Raw genomic sequence first — 16,549 nt, forward strand, 5'->3', positions numbered from 1 at the left:
GATTATGGCTAAGCAAGCAGCGATAGAGCAAGATGGATCCATAATTGAAGCATTGTCAAACGCAATGTTTCGGGTCGAATTAGAGAATGGTCACGTAGTGACTGCACATATTTCAGGAAAGATGCGTATGCATTATATTAAGTTGCTTCCTGGGGATAAGGTGAAGTTAGAGATGAGTCCATACGATTTGACAAAAGCAAGAATTACTTATAGATATTAAGATAGTAATAAGATGAAAGTTAGAGCATCAGTTAAGAAAAGAAGTGCCGACTGCAAGATTGTTCGCAGAAAAGGTAGGTTGTACGTAATCAACAAAAAGAATCCTAGATTTAAACAAAGACAAGGGTAATTATGGCAAGAATTGCAGGTATAGATATACCAAAACAGAAAAGAGGCGTCATAGCGCTAACCTATATTTTTGGAATTGGTAGCAGCAGAGCTAAAGAAATATTGTCAACCGCAAAGGTTAGCGAAGACACTAAAGTTTCGGATTGGAATGATGATGAAATTGGTCGTATTCGTGAGGCTGTTGCTAGTTACACTATAGAAGGAGAATTACGTTCTGAGACACAATTAAATATCAAGCGATTGATGGATATTGGTTGTTATAGAGGTATTCGTCATAGATCAGGTCTTCCATTAAGAGGACAACGTACAAAGAACAACTCTAGAACGAGAAAAGGAAAAAGAAAAACAGTTGCTAACAAGAAAAAAGCAACTAAATAATAAGTAGCGTAGTATGGCAAAGACAAGTACTAAAACGTCGAAAAAACGTAAAGTTATTATTGAATCGGTTGGAGAAGCTCACGTAACTGCATCTTTCAATAATATTATTATTTCATTGACCAACAAAAAAGGAGACGTGATATCTTGGTCTTCTGCTGGTAAAATGGGTTTTAGAGGTTCTAAGAAAAATACACCTTACGCTGCTCAGGTAGCGGCCGAGGATTGTTCAAAAGTTGCTCACGAAGCTGGACTTAGAAAAGTAAAGGTTTATGTAAAAGGACCTGGTAATGGAAGAGAGTCTGCAATACGTGCGATACACAACTCGGGAATTGAAGTAACTGAAATCATTGATGTTACTCCAATGCCGCACAATGGGTGTAGACCTCCAAAAAGAAGAAGAGTTTAATAAATCACTATATAATTTCACAGAAGTGTATTTCAAGATTATCGAAGGAGGAAGCCTTAATTCATAATCACACTTCAAATTAAAAGAAAATGGCAAGATACACAGGACCAAAAAGTAAAATCGCCCGAAAGTTCGGAGAAGCGATTTTCGGAGACGATAAGTCTTTCGAGAAAAAAAGTTACCCTCCAGGGCAGCATGGAAATGCAAGACGTCGTGGAAAGAAATCTGAATATTCTGTTCAGTTAATGGAAAAGCAAAAAGCAAAATATACCTATGGTATTTTAGAAAAGCAATTCCGTAACCTATTTACCAAAGCAAACCGAAGTAAAGGTGTTACAGGCGAAGTTCTTCTTCAATTGTGTGAGTCTCGTTTAGATAACGTAGTTTACAGAATGGGAGTTTCTCCAACTAGAAGTGGAGCTAGACAATTAGTTTCTCACAGACACATTACTGTTAATGGTGAATTGGTAAACATCCCATCATACTCTTTAAAAGCAGGAGATGTGGTTGGTGTAAGAGAAAAATCAAAGTCTTTACAGGCTATTCAAGATTCTCTTGCAGCAAGCAGTAGCGTTTACGAATGGATTACGTGGAATAGTGAAAAGAAGGAAGGTACTTTTGTTGCAATTCCCGAGAGAATGCAAATTCCAGAAAACATCAAAGAACAATTAATCGTCGAGTTATACTCTAAATAAACAACACCAATCCAATTATGGCATTATTTAATTTTCAGAAGCCCGATAAAGTAATAATGATCGATTCCTCAGATTTCGAAGGGAAGTTTGAATTCCGTCCTTTGGAACCTGGTTATGGATTAACTGTTGGGAACGCCTTACGTAGAGTATTGCTCGCTTCATTAGAAGGTCATGCAATTACTTCAGTAAGAATTGATAAAGTAGAGCACGAATTCTCTGTGATTCCAGGTGTTGTTGAAGATGTTACTGAGATCATATTGAATTTGAAACAAGTACGTTTCAAAAAACAAATAGAAGATTCAGAAGCTGAAACTGTATCTGTTTCCGTTAGCGGAAAAGATCAGTTGACTGCTGGGGATTTTCAAAAATTCATTTCTGGGTATCAAGTATTGAATCCTGATTTAGTTATTTGTAACATGGAGTCAAAAGTTAGCATCAATATGGAGCTAGTTATTGATAAAGGTAGAGGTTATGTTCCTGCAGAGGAGAATAAGAAATCTGGTATGCCAATGGGAACCATTGCTATCGATTCAATCTTTACTCCGATCAAAAATGTGAAGTATAGCATTGAGAACTTCCGTGTAGAGCAAAAAACAGATTACGAAAAATTAGTTTTCGAAATCGTTACTGATGGTTCAATACATCCTAAAGATGCTTTGACTGAAGGTGCTAAAGTTTTGATTCACCACTTCATGTTATTCTCTGATGAGCGTATCACTTTAGAAGCTGATGAAATTGCTCAAACAGAGACTTATGATGAAGAATCACTTCACATGCGTCAGTTGTTGAAAACGAAATTAGTTGATATGGATCTTTCTGTTCGTGCTTTGAATTGTTTGAAAGCTGCAGAAGTTGATACCTTAGGAGATTTGGTTTCTTTCAACAAAAATGATTTGATGAAATTCAGAAATTTCGGTAAGAAATCATTGACTGAACTTGAAGAGTTGGTAATTAACAAAGGTTTGAGCTTCGGAATGGATCTTTCAAAATACAAATTAGATAAAGATTAAGTAATCATATTTTGCTCCTCGTTCGAACGGGTTTGGTAGCAAGATGATAAATTAAAATAATGAGACACGGAAAAAAAATAAACCATTTAGGTCGCAAGACAGCGCATAGAAAGGCGATGTTGGCTAACATGGCATGTTCATTAATTGAGCATAAGAGAATTAACACAACTGTTGCGAAGGCTAAAGCTTTGAAACAATTTGTCGAGCCTTTGATTACAAAATCAAAAGCTGAGAACAACTTGTCTACTGAAAAGGGCACTCATAACAGACGTATCGTCTTCAAAAGTTTAAGAGACAAAAACGCCATTACTGAATTGTTTAGCGTAGTTTCTGAAAAGGTTGGTGATAGACCAGGTGGTTATACAAGAATTATCAAGTTAGGTAATCGTTTAGGTGATAACGCTGATATGGCGATGATAGAGTTAGTTGATTTCAATGGAATTTACAATGCCGATAAGCCTAAGAAGAAAACTACTAGAAGAAGTAGAAGGGGAAGTGGAGCTAAAACAGAAACTCCACCAGTAGCTGTTGAAGCGAAAACTGATTCTCAAACTGATGCAGAAGTAAAAGCAGATGATTCAGAAGAATAGAATTGTTAAGAGATTTTAATAATTGAAAAAGGATAGACTTTAAGTCTATCCTTTTTTTATGTTTATTTGTCAAATTAAAAATTGTAAAGTAGGACATGAAGTATCAAACTAGAAAAAAGGCATTTATTTTATTAGCTGATGGTACTATCTTTCACGGTAAGGTAGTTGGTGAAAACGAAGGCACAGCTTTCGGCGAAGTTTGTTTTAATACAGGAATGACAGGGTATCAAGAGATATTTACCGACCCCTCTTATTTCGGACAATTAATGGTCACGACGAATGCTCATATTGGTAATTATGGGACCAATAAAAAGGAGGTGGAGTCAGATTCAGTTAAAATTGCAGGATTGATATGTAAAAATTTTAGCTATAATTATTCTAGAGAAGATTCAGATGCTAGCCTCCAAGAATTTCTAGCGGAGAGTAATTTATTTGCTATTTCTGATGTGGATACTAGAGCATTGGTTAGCTATATTCGAGATAATGGTGCTATGAATGCTGTAATATCTACAGATGTTGACAATATCACAAAGTTAAAGGAAGAGTTGGCTGATTTTCCAAGCATGGAAGGTTTGGAACTTTCTTCAAAAGTATCTACAAAGGAGCCCTATTTCTATGGAGATGAAAACGCTACCTATAAGATTGCCGCTCTAGATATTGGAATCAAAAAGAATATCCTAAGAAATTTAGCTAAGCGAGATGCTTATATCAAGGTTTTTCCATATGATAGTACTTTTGAGGCGTTGAAATCATGGAATCCAGATGCTTATTTTATTTCAAATGGTCCTGGCGATCCCGAACCCTTGACACAAGCTATTGCTACTGCAAAAGATATTATAGCGAGTGATGCTCCTCTTTTTGGAATCTGTTTAGGACATCAAGTTGTTGCGCTGGCAAATGGCGTGTCAACATACAAGATGCACAACGGGCATAGAGGAATCAACCATCCTATTAAAAATTTACTTACAGGAAAAGGAGAGATTACTTCTCAAAATCATGGTTTCGCAATTAATAGAGAAGAGACTGAAGCACATCCCGAATTAGAAATAACTCATGTACATCTTAATGATCAAACTGTTGCAGGTATTCGTATGAAGAATAAGAATGTGTTTTCCGTCCAATATCATCCAGAGGCTAGCCCTGGGCCGCATGATGCTGAATATTTATTTGACCAATTTTTTGAGAATATCGCAAAATCAAGCAAGAAAGAAGTCTCAATTTAACAAATCGTTATATTTCTTCAATCCATTCATTTTCAAGGGGCAAACAAAAGGCTCTTTCGTATATTTGTGGGCTTAAATTAATAGTAATAAAATAGAATACAATGAGTATTATCCTAAGCGTTCACGCAAGACAAATATTAGATTCAAGAGGAAACCCAACGGTAGAGGTCGATGTAATTACTGAAAATGGAGTGATGGGAAGAGCTGCTGTGCCGTCTGGAGCTTCAACAGGTGAGCATGAAGCTGTAGAATTAAGAGATGGAGGAGATGCATTTATGGGGAAAGCTGTTACTAAAGCGGTTTCAAATGTAAACACGTTGATTGCAGAAGAGATTTTAGGAATGAACGTTTTCGAACAAAACCTAATCGATCAGGTCATGATTGACTTAGATGGTACTCCAAATAAATCAAAACTTGGTGCAAACGCAATCTTAGGTGTTTCTTTGGCTGCTGCAAAAGCTGCTGCCAATGAATTAGGTTTGTCATTGTTCAGATATGTAGGTGGTGTTAGTGCGAACACACTTCCGGTACCTATGATGAATATTATTAATGGAGGTTCACATTCGGACGCTCCCATAGCTTTTCAAGAATTTATGGTGATGCCTGTAAAAGCGAAAAGCTTTTCTCATTCCATGCAGATGGGAACTGAAATTTTCCACAACTTAAAAAAAGTTTTGCATGACAGAGGTTTAAGTACAGCAGTTGGTGATGAAGGAGGATTTGCTCCGAACTTAGCCGGCGGTACAGAAGATGCTCTAGATACGATAGCAAAAGCTGTTGACAAAGCAGGTTATAAATTAGGCGATGATATAATGATCGCTTTGGACTGTGCAGCAGCGGAGTTCTTTGTAGATGGAAAATATGATTACACGAAATTCGAGGGCGATAAAGGAGTAGTAAGGACTTCTGAAGAGCAAGCACAGTATTTAGCGGATTTATCTGCAAAATATCCTATCATTTCTATCGAAGATGGAATGGATGAAAATGATTGGGATGGCTGGAAATCACTTACCGACAAAATTGGAGATAAAGTACAATTAGTAGGAGATGATTTATTTGTAACCAATGTAGAAAGACTTTCTAAAGGAATTGAAAATGGCATTGCAAATTCCATCTTAATTAAAGTAAACCAAATAGGAACTCTTACAGAAACCATAGCTGCCGTGAATATGGCTAAGAATGCCGGTTATACTTCGGTAATGTCGCACCGATCGGGCGAGACTGAGGATAATACCATCGCTGATCTAGCAGTTGCACTGAATACAGGTCAAATTAAGACCGGTTCGGCTTCCCGTTCTGATCGTATGGCAAAGTATAATCAACTGCTTCGTATTGAAGAAGAGTTAGGAGGTACAGCATATTATCCGCAAGAAAAAGCATTTAAAATCAAATAATACTAATTTATTAAAGTTTAAAAAGCCTTTCTCACTAAAGAAAGGCTTTTTTTTGGTCTCATCGTTAAGAATACCTATCTTTTTAACAGCTAAACCCAATACTAGATTTTATGAATAACTTCCTCTTTGTTGCCGCCGAAAATGACGCTATTGCCAATTGTAAAGCCGGAGGAATGGGTGATGTAGTAAGAGATGTTCCAAGACAGATTTCGGAAAGAGGAGATAAAGTCCATGTAGTAGTTCCTTCCTATTCGCGATTACATCAAAACGGCACTTTCAAAACAAATTTAAATTTTCAGCTTAGAGGCATAACATATACAGCCGAATTATACGAAGTAATTCCGAAGAAGGAATTTAAAAATATTCACCATTACGTTATTCATCATCCAGAAATAGAAGCGGGTGATATCGCTCATATCTATCACAACGATCCTACAGAACCTTTTTACACGGATGCCATAAAGTACTTTATCTTTTGTACTGCAGTTGCTGAAGCTATTAAAAAGGGTGCGTTCGGTAAATTGGATGTAGTCCATATGCACGATTGGCATTCTAGTTTGGTACTTTTCTTAAAACAATATCATCCTGCATATAAGTCGCTGAAGAAAATGCGCTATGTGTATAGCATTCATAATTTAGCAATTCAGGGTATACGTCCTTTTGAGAATAACTATTCATCATTAAGAAATTGGTTTCCTGATATTCCACTGGATTTTAAGGGTCTTATGGATTATCGTTATCAAGATTGTATAAATCTCATGGCTGTAGGTATTCGCCTAGCCGATGCAGTTCACACAGTTTCTCCATCCTATAAAGAAGACGTACTTAAGCCAAGTTCTCCTCCCGAATTTATTGGTGGAGAAGGATTAGAAAAAGACTTGCAGCAAGCAGACAATGAAGGGCGGTTACATGGAATTTTGAATGGTTCCAACTATGCAAATATTAGGGCTGCGGATAAAGGAAAATTGTATCGAAATACGGTCAAAGCTCTTTTCAAGTGGTTGCAAGAAGAATCAAAGAGTTATAAAGCAGACTTCTTGGCGCATACAGGGGAAAAAGTAATGGAATATGTTGAACACCCTCCAAAATTTATTGTTTCTAGTGTCGCGAGACTTACCGAGCAGAAGTTCTATTTTTTCAAACGTTCTCCAGAGGCCTTTATTGAAATTCTGAAAAAGTTAGATAAGATTGATGGAATTTTTATGCTCCTTGGTACGGGCGCCCCCGAGTACGAAGAGATGTTTCGTCAAATGAGTTATGATCATCATAATTTTATTTTCACTAACGGACAATCAGAAGATCTTATCGATTCCATTTACCTGGAGTCTGATCTCTATTTTATGCCAAGTCTTTTTGAACCCTGTGGCATAAGTCAAATGCTTGCCATGCGAAATGGAAACCCTTGTTTGGTGCATCATACAGGCGGACTCATAGATACCGTAAAACCTATGAAAACAGGTTTCGCCTTTGATGGAAAAACGTACGATGAAAAGATCAGTAATATGCTTTCTAGCTTTGATGAGGTTATTTCGATATATGAAAATGATAAATCGAAGTGGAAAAAGATTCAAGCCAACGCGAAAAAAGTACGTTTTACTTGGGAGAAATTTGTAGATGAATATTACAAAGTTTTATACTTGTTGTAAGTCATTTCAAGGGGTTCGACTAAGAAACAAATGGAGAACAAGAATTGTTAACGTGCCTTGTTTTTCTTAAATTTGTAATTCACTCTAATTTATAGTAATACATACAAATGTCAGATAAAGCAACTCTAGAATATAACGGTCAAAAATACGAATTTCCAGTCATTAAGGGCTCCGAAGATGAGCTTGCAATTGATATTAAAACTTTACGAGGTGCCACAGGGGGTTTAACGACTATCGACCCCGGTTATAAAAATACCGGATCATGTGAAAGTGCCATTACTTTTTTAGATGGGGAAAAAGGTATTTTACGCTACCGTGGATATTCTATTGAGGAATTGGCTGAAAAAGCTGATTTCTTGGAGGTATGCTACTTATTGATTTTTGGAGAATTGCCGAATAGCGAACAGCTTAAAGCGTTCCATATTGATATTAAAAATGAGTCTCACGTTGATGAGGAGATGAAAAAGATTTTGGATGCTTTTCCAAAATCAGCACATCCAATGGGAGTGCTATCTTCTCTGACCAGTGCATTGATTGCTTTTAACCCTGTATCGGTCAATGTAACTTCTGCAGATGAAATGTACGGAGCCATTGTACGTATCTTGGCTAAGTTTCCAGTGTTGGTGGCTTGGACAATGCGCAAGCAAAAAGGCTTACCATTAGATTATGGTGATGATAATTTGGGTTATGTAGAGAACATTCATAAAATGATGTTCAATAAGCCAAGTAAGGAGTATGTAAAGAATGAAATTGTAATAGAAGCTCTTGATAAACTTTTGATTTTGCATGCTGATCATGAGCAAAACTGTTCGACATCTACTGTACGTATAGTTGGTTCATCGCACGCTGGATTATTCGCTTCGCTTTCTGCAGGAATTTCGGCTCTTTGGGGCCCACTTCATGGTGGTGCGAATCAAGCGGTACTTGAAATGTTAGAGGCTATTGTTTCTGATGGTGGTGATACTAAAAAGTATATGGCCAAGGCCAAAGATAAAAGCGACCCTTTTCGCTTGATGGGCTTTGGACACCGCGTATACAAAAACTTTGACCCTAGAGCTAAAATCATTAAAAAGGCTGCAGATGAGATTTTGGCTGACTTAGGAATTGAAGACCCTATTTTAGATGTAGCTAAAGGACTTGAAAAAGAAGCGTTGGAAGATCAATATTTTGTGGACAGAAAATTATACCCAAATGTGGATTTCTACTCCGGAGTTATTTATAGAGCTTTAGGTATTCCAACCGAAATGTTTACCGTAATGTTTGCCTTAGGAAGGTTGCCAGGTTGGATTTCACAGTGGAGAGAAATGAGATTGCGTAACGAGCCAATTGGCCGCCCAAGACAAGTATATATAGGAGAGAATAGCAGACCTTTTGTCGAAGTTGACAAAAGGTAGATTGCTACCTCCAAAAAAAACAAAAAGGCTTCTTTAAAATCTAAAGAAGCCTTTTTTTTGTAATTAATACAAACTAAGCGATGTTAGATTTAAATGTAAATGATGAGGTTTCAAGGCTGAAGGCTGTAGTTTTAGGTACGGCGAAAAGTTGTGGGCCTACACCGAAACCTGAAGAGGCATACGACCCAAAGTCCTTAGAACATATCTTAGCAGGAACCTATCCGAAAGAAGAAGATATGATATCAGAAATGGATGCTTTTGCAGCTGTTTTTGAAAAATATGATGTTGACGTTTTTCGACCTGAAGTTTTAGAAAATTGCAATCAGATTTTTTCTAGGGATATCGCGTTCGTCATAGAAAACAAATTGATAAAGGCGAATATACTTCCTGACCGTGAAAAAGAGTTTGAGGCGATTTTACATGTTCTAGAATATATTGACCCCGAACATATTGTTCATGCACCAGAAGAGGTACATGTAGAAGGAGGAGACGTAATGCCTTGGAACGATTATATTTTTGTAGGCACTTACACAGCGGCTGATTACCCAAATTGGATTACTGCCCGTACAAATAAAGAAGCAGTAGCATTTTTAAAAGAACAATTTCCGCATAAGACCGTGAAGTCTTTCGAACTTCGAAAATCAAAGAACGCAAGAGAGAATGCTTTGCATTTAGATTGCTGTTTTCAACCTTTAGGAAATGGCAAAGCAATTCTCCATAAAAACGGATTTTTGGTAGAAGAGGAATACAAATGGTTGGTTGATTTCTTTGGAAAAGAAAACGTCTTTGAAATAACTTCAGATGAAATGTATAATATGTTTAGCAACGTATTTTCCATTTCTCCAGAGGTTGTGGTTTCAGAACAAAATTTTATAAGATTGAATGATTGGCTTAGAGAGCAAGGTTTTACCGTTGAGGAAATTCCGTATGCTGAAATTGCCAAACAAGAAGGTTTATTACGTTGCAGTACATTACCATTAGTAAGAGAATAATAAGCAAGTTATGCAGGTCACAAATACCATTTTAATGATTCGGCCGGTCAATTTTCGCATGAACGAACAAACGGCTGTAAACAACTATTTTCAAGAAGAACTTGAAGCATCAGCTGCTTCCGTAAATATAAAAGCTCAAGAAGAGTTTGATGCTTTTGTTAGCGTTTTGAGAGCTAAAGGAGTCAATGTTATTGTAGTCGATGACACTAAAGAACCTGATACCCCTGATAGTATTTTCCCAAATAACTGGGTTTCTTTTCACCGGAACGGAACAGTAGGTTTATATCCGATGTTTGCGGAGAACAGAAGAAATGAACGTAGAGAAGATATTCTAGAACGATTAGAGAGCGAGGGCTTTCAAATAGAAAATATTATGGATTACACTTCCGCAGAGGAACATAATCTATTTTTAGAAGGTACTGGAAGTCTACTAATTGATAGGGTTAACCAAATAGTATACTGCGCTTTATCAGCTCGTGCGGAAGAGGAATTGATCATAGAGTTTTGCGAAGATTTCGACTGTTTACCTGTAATTTTTACGGCAAACCAAACTGTTGAAGGGAAACGTCTTCCTATATACCACACCAACGTGATGATGTGTTTAGCGGAAACTTTCTCCGTTATCTGTTTAGATACTATAGATGATAAAAAGGAAAAGAAAAACGTAGTACAGCGTTTAAAGGAAAGTGGAAAAGAAATCATCACCATCTCAGAAGAACAAATGCATCATTTTGCTGGTAATATGCTTCAGGTGTTAGGTTCAGATGATAAACGATATTTAGTAATGAGTTCTCAGGCATATGATAGTTTGAATTCATCTCAAATTTCATCAATTGAAAAGCATTGTGACATTTTGCATAGCTCTTTAGAGACTATTGAAACCTGTGGTGGGGGAAGCGCTCGCTGTATGATGGCAGAAGTATTTTTACCGAAAGCATTAACCTAAATTTCAAATGAAAATTGTCATTGCGCCAGACAAGTTCAAAGGGTCTTTAACGGGATTCGAATTTTGTAATGCGGTTGAAAAAGGGTTAAAAAATGTAATTTCTGACATTGAAATTATTAAAATGCCCTTAGCTGATGGAGGTGATGGTACCGCTGAGGTTGTCAAATATTATTTGGAAGGAGAAAAAGTAACTTTAAAAGCAAGCGATCCCCTATTCAGATCGATAAACACTTGGTACGTCTACTCCAAGAAGGAAAAAATCGCATATATAGAAATGGCCGAGATTTCCGGATTACAGTTGCTTCAAGAAAATGAAAGAAATTCCATGTATACAACTAGTCTGGGTACGGGACAGTTGATTGTCGATGCTATGGAAAAAGGAGTAAAACAGATTATTCTTGGTATTGGGGGAAGTGCCACCAATGATGGTGGAATGGGCATGGCGAAGGCTTTGGGTTATCAATTTTTAGATGAAAATGATCAAGAATTGAAACCTGTTGGGTGTAATTTGCAAAAGGTCAAGGAAATAGACGCCTCAAATATACATCCTAAGCTTAGAGAAGTTGAGGTCGTAGTAGCCTGTGATGTATCTAATCCCTTTTACGGTAAAAGTGGCGCTGCTCATGTTTACGCGGCTCAAAAAGGTGCTTCAAAAGAAGAAATTGTTCTACTTGATGATGGACTTCGAAATTTTGCAAAAGTAGTTTCTAAAAAATTTGATATTGATCTTCAAGAAATATCGGGTTCCGGTGCTGCCGGAGGTATGGGCGGTGGAGCACTCATTTTCTTAAAAGGTCAATTGCACTCTGGTATTGAAATAATTAAAGAACTCGCAAATTTTGATAAGACAATTGCAAATGCAGACTGGATTATTACTGGTGAAGGAAAGTTAGACAATCAAACACTTTCTGGGAAAACGATTTCTGGAGTATTGAAATCTGCAAAAGCAAAGAATATTCCCGTTGCTGCTTTGTGTGGTGCTGTTACTGTTTCAAATGAAGATGTCGAGGTTCTTGGGTTGGATTATATAGATGCTATTAGTAAAAATTGCAAGAATTTAGAAGAGGCTATCTCGAATGTGTACCCGAATCTAGTTGAATCTGCTATAAGGTTTGGAAAGTCATTAAAAGTCAAGCCCTGATTTTTGACAACGTAACTGACGGTTTAGTACAATAGAAAATTCAGGTCTTTGCAATGTTTCGAATCATGCCCCCGAAGATAAAATAATGAAAAGGAACGATGCTGTACCAATACAAACGTCCTCTTAAACCTCTAGGCCTAAATGTTGCGGTTTGATGCAGCACGTTATCATCATCAATTTTAAATTCCAACCATGCTTCTCCCGGTAGTTTCATTTCTGCAAAAAGCAACAATCGCTTGCCTTTCTTGTCTGCTAGAAGAACACGCCAAAAATCTAGGGCATCACCTGGATATAATTTATCAGGATGTGTTCTACCTCTTCTCAAACCTACTCCCCCAGAAACCTTGTCTAAAAAGCCTCTAATTTTCCATAACCAATTTCCATAGTACCAGCCTTTTTCTCCGCCTATGCTCCAAATGTTTTCCAGAACGGCTTCCTGATTTGTTATGTTTCTTTTTTGTTCATCCTTTAAAATTCCAAATTTTGGCACTTGAATATACTTCTCTAAATCTTGTCGAAAGCGCCCGCTTACCATACTGTCTTTCCAACTGCTGACAACTTGGTTTTGTGCAATTTTATTGAAAGCCATATCAATTGCTTCTGAATAGCTATGTGTTTTTATATTCAACAACTCTTGCAAACGAGTGTCTTTTGCAATAACCTCTATTTTCATACTATCCACTAAGTTGAGAGCCAATTTATAGGAAGTTGAGGTAACAAAATATAACCAGTAAGAAGATATTTTAGGGGTCATAATTGGGACCGTTACAATCCAATTTTTAAAACCTCTTGCTCTGGCATATTGTTGCAGCATTTCTTTGTAGGTAAGTACATCAGGCCCAGCGATATCATAGGATTCATTATAGGTTTTTTCATTGCCCAAAACACCTACCAAAAAGTTCATGACATCGCGAATTGCAATGGGTTGTGTCTTGGTAAGCACCCATTTTGGTGTAATCATAAAGGGTAGTTTCTCACAGAGGTCTCTAATAATCTCAAAAGAAGAGCTTCCTGAACCGACGATTATCCCAGCCTTAAGAACCGTCAATTCAAATGGGCCTTCAGCTAATATCTGCTCTACGTTTTTTCGTGACCATAAGTGTTTTGAAAGGTTGTCATCATTTACAATTCCACTCAAATAAATGACCTGTTGTACTTGTGTCCCCTCTAGGTAGGTATTGAAATTCTTAGCAGTAATTGCTTCCATTTCATCAAAATCCTTTGTAGAACTGCTCATCGAATGGATAAGAAAATATGCCGCATCAATATCATGTGGAACTTTTCCAGCAACGAAATCCTCTAAAAAATCAATTTCTAAAACTTGAATCTTCGCCCGTGTTTCTTTATCCACTGACAAGCGTTCTGCGTCTCTCACGGTACATATGACTTCATGCCCTAGTTCGAGTAACATCGGAAGTAATCGCATCCCAATATAACCATTTGCACCTGTGAGGAGTATTTTCATTTAGGAACTTTAAACATTTTATAAATAAAAAAGAATGGCATCAAAATAATAAAGATTGTCCCGATTAGTACGATTTGAATCAAGGGGAAAGTATAGATATCCTTGGATATCAATATTGTATGGGTAGAAATTAGAAGAAAAAGAAAGACAATAGAAATGTTTAATAGTACCATCATTTTTAAGCTCAGACGGTATATGGTGGGTGCATTTTTCTCAGTAAGTTTTACGGGGTAATTATGTTTATAAGCAGGTATTTTTGAAATTACAAGGTTTAAGGCATAGTAAAGGAGTATACCAACTACGGCAAGTATCCAAATGGTGAATCTCTCGCCATATCCATCAACTTCTCCTCTTAAATTAAAGTGGGTCGGTATTTTCTCAGGAAGATCGGAGTAAAAAACTAGAATCAATCCTAAGTTAAGAAGTAAAAGAACCCATCCAAAACGAATAATTTTTTTGTCAATTTTGGTTAGTTCTACTTTGATTTTAGGTCGCTTTCTGAACATAGTTATAAATCTTCAATTGAAGTGGGTGCATTATCAGCTTTATAATCAAGCATTTTTCGAAAGTATTTTTGAATGGCTTTGGTATCCGATTTGACTTTTATAAAATGATGGTCTTTGTAAATGGAATAGACCGCGAAATCACCTTTATATACGGTAAGTTTATAGTAAGGAATTACCAAAGCAAAAGTTTCTAATAATGACCTGAACCGAACGATAATTCCTTTGGGGCGCATCTCAATATTGCAAGAATTCGTGTTGTTGTCGAGAATAAGCAGACTGTTTATTTCAATGCTAGTTTCAGTTATGAAAAGCTTGGGTGAGCCAATTCCGTGCATATTCCATCGCTCTTTTAAGGTGAAAGGTTTTCCAACTAATCCATCTACTTTTCGAGTGACAGCTTTGTTTTTGTATGATACGTTTACGAGCATAGTTAAAAGTTCTCTCCAAACTGCATGAAATTACCATCTTTAGATAAAACGGCAAACTGCTTCTCAGAACAATTCTTTTTTCTAAAGTTAACGAAAACCCATTGTATAAGTGATGTTAAGTACTGTAAAAGCGCAAAAAATGATTAGTTTTGCGCCTTTATACGATATGATTTTATGAATATTCAAGCCATTTTAGAAAATAAGGTCAAAGAGGCTGTTTCGAAGATTTTTAATGCGGAATTACCATCCGTTGAATTTCAGCCGACGCGTAAAGATTTTGAAGGTGATGTGACCGTTGTGGTTTTTCCAATGTTAAGGGTTGTTAAAGGAAATCCTGTTCAAATTGGTGAACAAATTGGTGCTTTTTTAAACGAAGAAGTTGCAGAGGTCTCTGATTTTAATGTGGTCAAAGGATTTTTAAATCTTGTGGTAAGTGATGCCTTTTATATCAATTTCTTTAGCGGAATAAAAGATAAAGCAAACTACGGACTGGTAACCGAAAGTGCTTCGGATGCGGTTATGGTAGAATATTCATCACCCAATACCAACAAACCTCTGCACTTAGGACATATTCGAAATAATCTCTTAGGATATTCTGTTGCAGAAATTTTAAAGGCTTCTGGAAAGAAAGTCTACAAAACCCAAATCATTAACGACCGCGGAATTCATATTTGTAAAAGTATGCTGGCTTGGCAGCGATTTGGAAATGGTGAGACTCCGGAAAGTACTGGATTGAAGGGAGATAAATTGGTTGGCAATTATTACGTTGCTTTTGACAAAGCTTATAAAGCCGAGATTTCTAAAATGGTTGCAGATGGAGTTGATGAAAAAGTAGCAGCAAAAGAAGCGCCAATTTTATTAGAAGCCCAACAAATGCTTCAAAAATGGGAAGCTGGTGATGAAGAAGTAGTATCTCTCTGGAAAAAAATGAATGGTTGGGTTTATAAAGGTTTTGAAGAAACCTATAAAAATATGGGTGTTGATTTTGACAAGTTATACTATGAAAGTGACACCTATTTATTAGGGAAAGACGTAGTTGCTGACGGATTGCAAAAAGGAGTTTTCTACAAAAAAGGTGATGGTAGTGTATGGATAGATTTGACTGACGAAGGTTTAGACGAGAAAATCGTACTCCGCTCCGATGGTACTGCAGTTTATATGACCCAAGATATCGGGACAGCAATTCAACGGGTTAAAGACTACCCCGATATCAACGGAATGGTATATACTGTGGGTAACGAACAAGATTACCATTTTAAAGTATTGTTTCTGATTCTTAAAAAATTAGGGTTCTCATGGGCAGAACAACTACATCATTTGAGTTACGGAATGGTTGACCTCCCAAGTGGAAAAATGAAAAGCCGTGAAGGTACTGTAGTAGATGCTGATGATTTGATGGTTGAAATGACCGCAACGGCGGCTAAAATTTCCGAAGAATTAGGAAAACTAGATGAGTATTCCGAAGAGGAGAAACAAAAGCTCTATAAAATGGTCGGACTTGGTGCTTTGAAGTATTATATCCTGAAAGTAGATCCTAAAAAACGAATTCTTTTTAATCCTGAGGAATCAGTAGATTTTCAAGGAAATACAGGTCCGTTTATTCAATATACCTATGCTCGTATTCAATCTATTTTAAGAAAGGCAAAAGATACGGATGTTGACGTCTCTACTGTGATTGATTCATCAAATGGATTACATCCGAAGGAAAAAGAACTTATCAAGCAGTTAGAAATTTTTCCTGAAACTATTCAATTGGCAGCGGCTAATTTTAGTCCCGCTTTGATTGCAAATTATGTGTATGATTTGGTAAAAGAATTCAATTCGTTCTACCAGCAAGTTTCCATTTTAGGAGAGGCTAATGAACAAAAAAAAGCATTGCGCGTTCAACTTTCGCAGAAGGTTAGTGAGGTAATCGAATCAGGTTTTAAACTTTTAGGTATAGACGTTCCTGAGCGTATGTAACTTAATTTTAGGCAATTTATAGCTG

At 36.8% G+C, this 16,549-nt stretch carries 18 protein-coding genes; 15 read left to right on the top strand and 3 right to left on the bottom strand.

Translation table 11 applies throughout. From position 1 onward, the window contains the following. Nucleotides 1-4 precede the first annotated feature (4 nt). From infA to ACKWCD_RS12245, 14 genes are all read left to right on the top strand, one after another. Nucleotides 5-220, top strand: coding sequence for a translation initiation factor IF-1 (infA, locus tag ACKWCD_RS12180; protein ID WP_013305172.1), 216 nt, complete (start codon nt 5-7; stop codon nt 218-220). A gap of 12 nt (nt 221-232) precedes the next feature. Beyond that, a complete protein-coding gene (gene ykgO / locus ACKWCD_RS12185; protein WP_013305171.1) occupies nt 233-349 on the top strand; it encodes a type B 50S ribosomal protein L36 in 117 nt (38 codons plus the stop codon). A gap of 2 nt (nt 350-351) precedes the next feature. Then, the gene (gene rpsM, locus ACKWCD_RS12190; RefSeq protein WP_413984234.1) at nt 352-726 is read left to right on the top strand and encodes a 30S ribosomal protein S13; all 375 of its coding nucleotides are present in this window, start codon (nt 352-354) and stop codon (nt 724-726) included. A 13-nt stretch (nt 727-739) separates the two neighbouring features. Then, nucleotides 740-1,132, top strand: a complete 393-nt coding sequence (gene rpsK, locus ACKWCD_RS12195; protein ID WP_413984235.1) for a 30S ribosomal protein S11 — start codon at nt 740-742, stop codon at nt 1,130-1,132. Between the two features lie 89 nt (nt 1,133-1,221). Beyond that, nucleotides 1,222-1,827 (top strand): 30S ribosomal protein S4, encoded by a 606-nt coding sequence (gene rpsD / locus ACKWCD_RS12200; RefSeq protein ID WP_413984236.1) that lies wholly within the window; start codon nt 1,222-1,224, stop codon nt 1,825-1,827. Nucleotides 1,828-1,844: 17 nt separating this feature from the next. Continuing rightward, entirely contained in the window at nt 1,845-2,837 is a 993-nt protein-coding gene (locus ACKWCD_RS12205) for a DNA-directed RNA polymerase subunit alpha (RefSeq protein WP_413984237.1), read from the top strand. 59 nt (nt 2,838-2,896) lie between these two features. Further along, nucleotides 2,897-3,427 carry a 50S ribosomal protein L17 gene (rplQ, locus tag ACKWCD_RS12210; RefSeq protein WP_413984238.1) on the top strand — a complete coding sequence of 177 codons (531 nt, stop codon included), beginning with the start codon at nt 2,897-2,899 and terminating at the stop codon, nt 3,425-3,427. Between the two features lie 95 nt (nt 3,428-3,522). After that, nucleotides 3,523-4,650, top strand: coding sequence for a glutamine-hydrolyzing carbamoyl-phosphate synthase small subunit (gene carA, locus ACKWCD_RS12215; RefSeq protein WP_413984239.1), 1,128 nt, complete (start codon nt 3,523-3,525; stop codon nt 4,648-4,650). 101 nt (nt 4,651-4,751) lie between these two features. Then, nucleotides 4,752-6,044, top strand: coding sequence for a phosphopyruvate hydratase (eno, locus tag ACKWCD_RS12220; protein ID WP_413984240.1), 1,293 nt, complete (start codon nt 4,752-4,754; stop codon nt 6,042-6,044). A 110-nt stretch (nt 6,045-6,154) separates the two neighbouring features. Then, nucleotides 6,155-7,690: a glycogen synthase gene (locus tag ACKWCD_RS12225; RefSeq protein WP_413984241.1), complete on the top strand. Its 1,536-nt coding sequence runs from the start codon at nt 6,155-6,157 to the stop codon at nt 7,688-7,690. Nucleotides 7,691-7,797: 107 nt separating this feature from the next. Continuing rightward, nucleotides 7,798-9,084, top strand: coding sequence for a citrate synthase (locus tag ACKWCD_RS12230; RefSeq protein WP_413984242.1), 1,287 nt, complete (start codon nt 7,798-7,800; stop codon nt 9,082-9,084). Between the two features lie 80 nt (nt 9,085-9,164). Further along, nucleotides 9,165-10,076: a dimethylarginine dimethylaminohydrolase family protein gene (locus ACKWCD_RS12235; protein WP_413984243.1), complete on the top strand. Its 912-nt coding sequence runs from the start codon at nt 9,165-9,167 to the stop codon at nt 10,074-10,076. A gap of 10 nt (nt 10,077-10,086) precedes the next feature. Next, complete coding sequence (gene ctlX, locus ACKWCD_RS12240; RefSeq protein WP_413984244.1) at nt 10,087-11,022, top strand: citrulline utilization hydrolase CtlX; 936 nt, start codon at nt 10,087-10,089, stop codon at nt 11,020-11,022. Nucleotides 11,023-11,029: 7 nt separating this feature from the next. Then, the gene (locus tag ACKWCD_RS12245) at nt 11,030-12,163 is read left to right on the top strand and encodes a glycerate kinase (protein WP_413984245.1); all 1,134 of its coding nucleotides are present in this window, start codon (nt 11,030-11,032) and stop codon (nt 12,161-12,163) included. A 40-nt stretch (nt 12,164-12,203) separates the two neighbouring features. Here the strand turns inward: ACKWCD_RS12245 and ACKWCD_RS12250 are convergent, their stop codons facing one another. Genes ACKWCD_RS12250 through ACKWCD_RS12260 form a run of 3 tightly spaced genes read right to left on the bottom strand, consistent with a single transcriptional unit; the run spans nt 12,204 to nt 14,562 of the window. Beyond that, nucleotides 12,204-13,628 carry an SDR family oxidoreductase gene (locus ACKWCD_RS12250; protein WP_413984246.1) on the bottom strand — a complete coding sequence of 475 codons (1,425 nt, stop codon included), beginning with the start codon at nt 13,626-13,628 and terminating at the stop codon, nt 12,204-12,206. Further along, entirely contained in the window at nt 13,625-14,134 is a 510-nt protein-coding gene (locus tag ACKWCD_RS12255) for a DUF1648 domain-containing protein (protein WP_413984247.1), read from the bottom strand. The genes ACKWCD_RS12250 and ACKWCD_RS12255 overlap by 4 nt, the downstream gene beginning before the upstream one ends. Before the next feature lie 2 nt (nt 14,135-14,136). After that, a complete protein-coding gene (locus ACKWCD_RS12260; protein ID WP_413984248.1) occupies nt 14,137-14,562 on the bottom strand; it encodes a hypothetical protein in 426 nt (141 codons plus the stop codon). 174 nt (nt 14,563-14,736) lie between these two features. Here ACKWCD_RS12260 and argS point away from each other — a divergent pair, with 174 nt between their 5' ends. After that, the gene (gene argS / locus ACKWCD_RS12265; RefSeq protein ID WP_413984249.1) at nt 14,737-16,524 is read left to right on the top strand and encodes an arginine--tRNA ligase; all 1,788 of its coding nucleotides are present in this window, start codon (nt 14,737-14,739) and stop codon (nt 16,522-16,524) included. Nucleotides 16,525-16,549: the final 25 nt, after the last annotated feature.

Origin of the sequence: Maribacter taeanensis (genome assembly GCF_047345145.1) — a bacterium.
Lineage (GTDB): Bacteria > Bacteroidota > Bacteroidia > Flavobacteriales > Flavobacteriaceae > Maribacter_C.

Bases quoted from the DNA above. Each gene is read 5' to 3' on its own strand.
- rpsD (WP_413984236.1), top strand. From the start codon at position 1,222: ATGGCAAGATACACAGGACCAAAAAGTAAAATCGCCCGAAAGTTCGGA.
- ykgO (WP_013305171.1), top strand. From the start codon at position 233: ATGAAAGTTAGAGCATCAGTTAAGAAAAGAAGTGCCGACTGCAAGATT.
- ACKWCD_RS12235 (WP_413984243.1), top strand. From the start codon at position 9,165: ATGTTAGATTTAAATGTAAATGATGAGGTTTCAAGGCTGAAGGCTGTA.
- ACKWCD_RS12250 (WP_413984246.1), bottom strand. From the start codon at position 13,628: ATGAAAATACTCCTCACAGGTGCAAATGGTTATATTGGGATGCGATTA.
- carA (WP_413984239.1), top strand. From the start codon at position 3,523: ATGAAGTATCAAACTAGAAAAAAGGCATTTATTTTATTAGCTGATGGT.
- ctlX (WP_413984244.1), top strand. From the start codon at position 10,087: ATGCAGGTCACAAATACCATTTTAATGATTCGGCCGGTCAATTTTCGC.
- rplQ (WP_413984238.1), top strand. From the start codon at position 2,897: ATGAGACACGGAAAAAAAATAAACCATTTAGGTCGCAAGACAGCGCAT.
- ACKWCD_RS12230 (WP_413984242.1), top strand. From the start codon at position 7,798: ATGTCAGATAAAGCAACTCTAGAATATAACGGTCAAAAATACGAATTT.
- ACKWCD_RS12260 (WP_413984248.1), bottom strand. From the start codon at position 14,562: ATGCTCGTAAACGTATCATACAAAAACAAAGCTGTCACTCGAAAAGTA.
- ACKWCD_RS12245 (WP_413984245.1), top strand. From the start codon at position 11,030: ATGAAAATTGTCATTGCGCCAGACAAGTTCAAAGGGTCTTTAACGGGA.
- rpsK (WP_413984235.1), top strand. From the start codon at position 740: ATGGCAAAGACAAGTACTAAAACGTCGAAAAAACGTAAAGTTATTATT.
- infA (WP_013305172.1), top strand. From the start codon at position 5: ATGGCTAAGCAAGCAGCGATAGAGCAAGATGGATCCATAATTGAAGCA.
- ACKWCD_RS12205 (WP_413984237.1), top strand. From the start codon at position 1,845: ATGGCATTATTTAATTTTCAGAAGCCCGATAAAGTAATAATGATCGAT.
- eno (WP_413984240.1), top strand. From the start codon at position 4,752: ATGAGTATTATCCTAAGCGTTCACGCAAGACAAATATTAGATTCAAGA.
- rpsM (WP_413984234.1), top strand. From the start codon at position 352: ATGGCAAGAATTGCAGGTATAGATATACCAAAACAGAAAAGAGGCGTC.
- argS (WP_413984249.1), top strand. From the start codon at position 14,737: ATGAATATTCAAGCCATTTTAGAAAATAAGGTCAAAGAGGCTGTTTCG.
- ACKWCD_RS12225 (WP_413984241.1), top strand. From the start codon at position 6,155: ATGAATAACTTCCTCTTTGTTGCCGCCGAAAATGACGCTATTGCCAAT.
- ACKWCD_RS12255 (WP_413984247.1), bottom strand. From the start codon at position 14,134: ATGTTCAGAAAGCGACCTAAAATCAAAGTAGAACTAACCAAAATTGAC.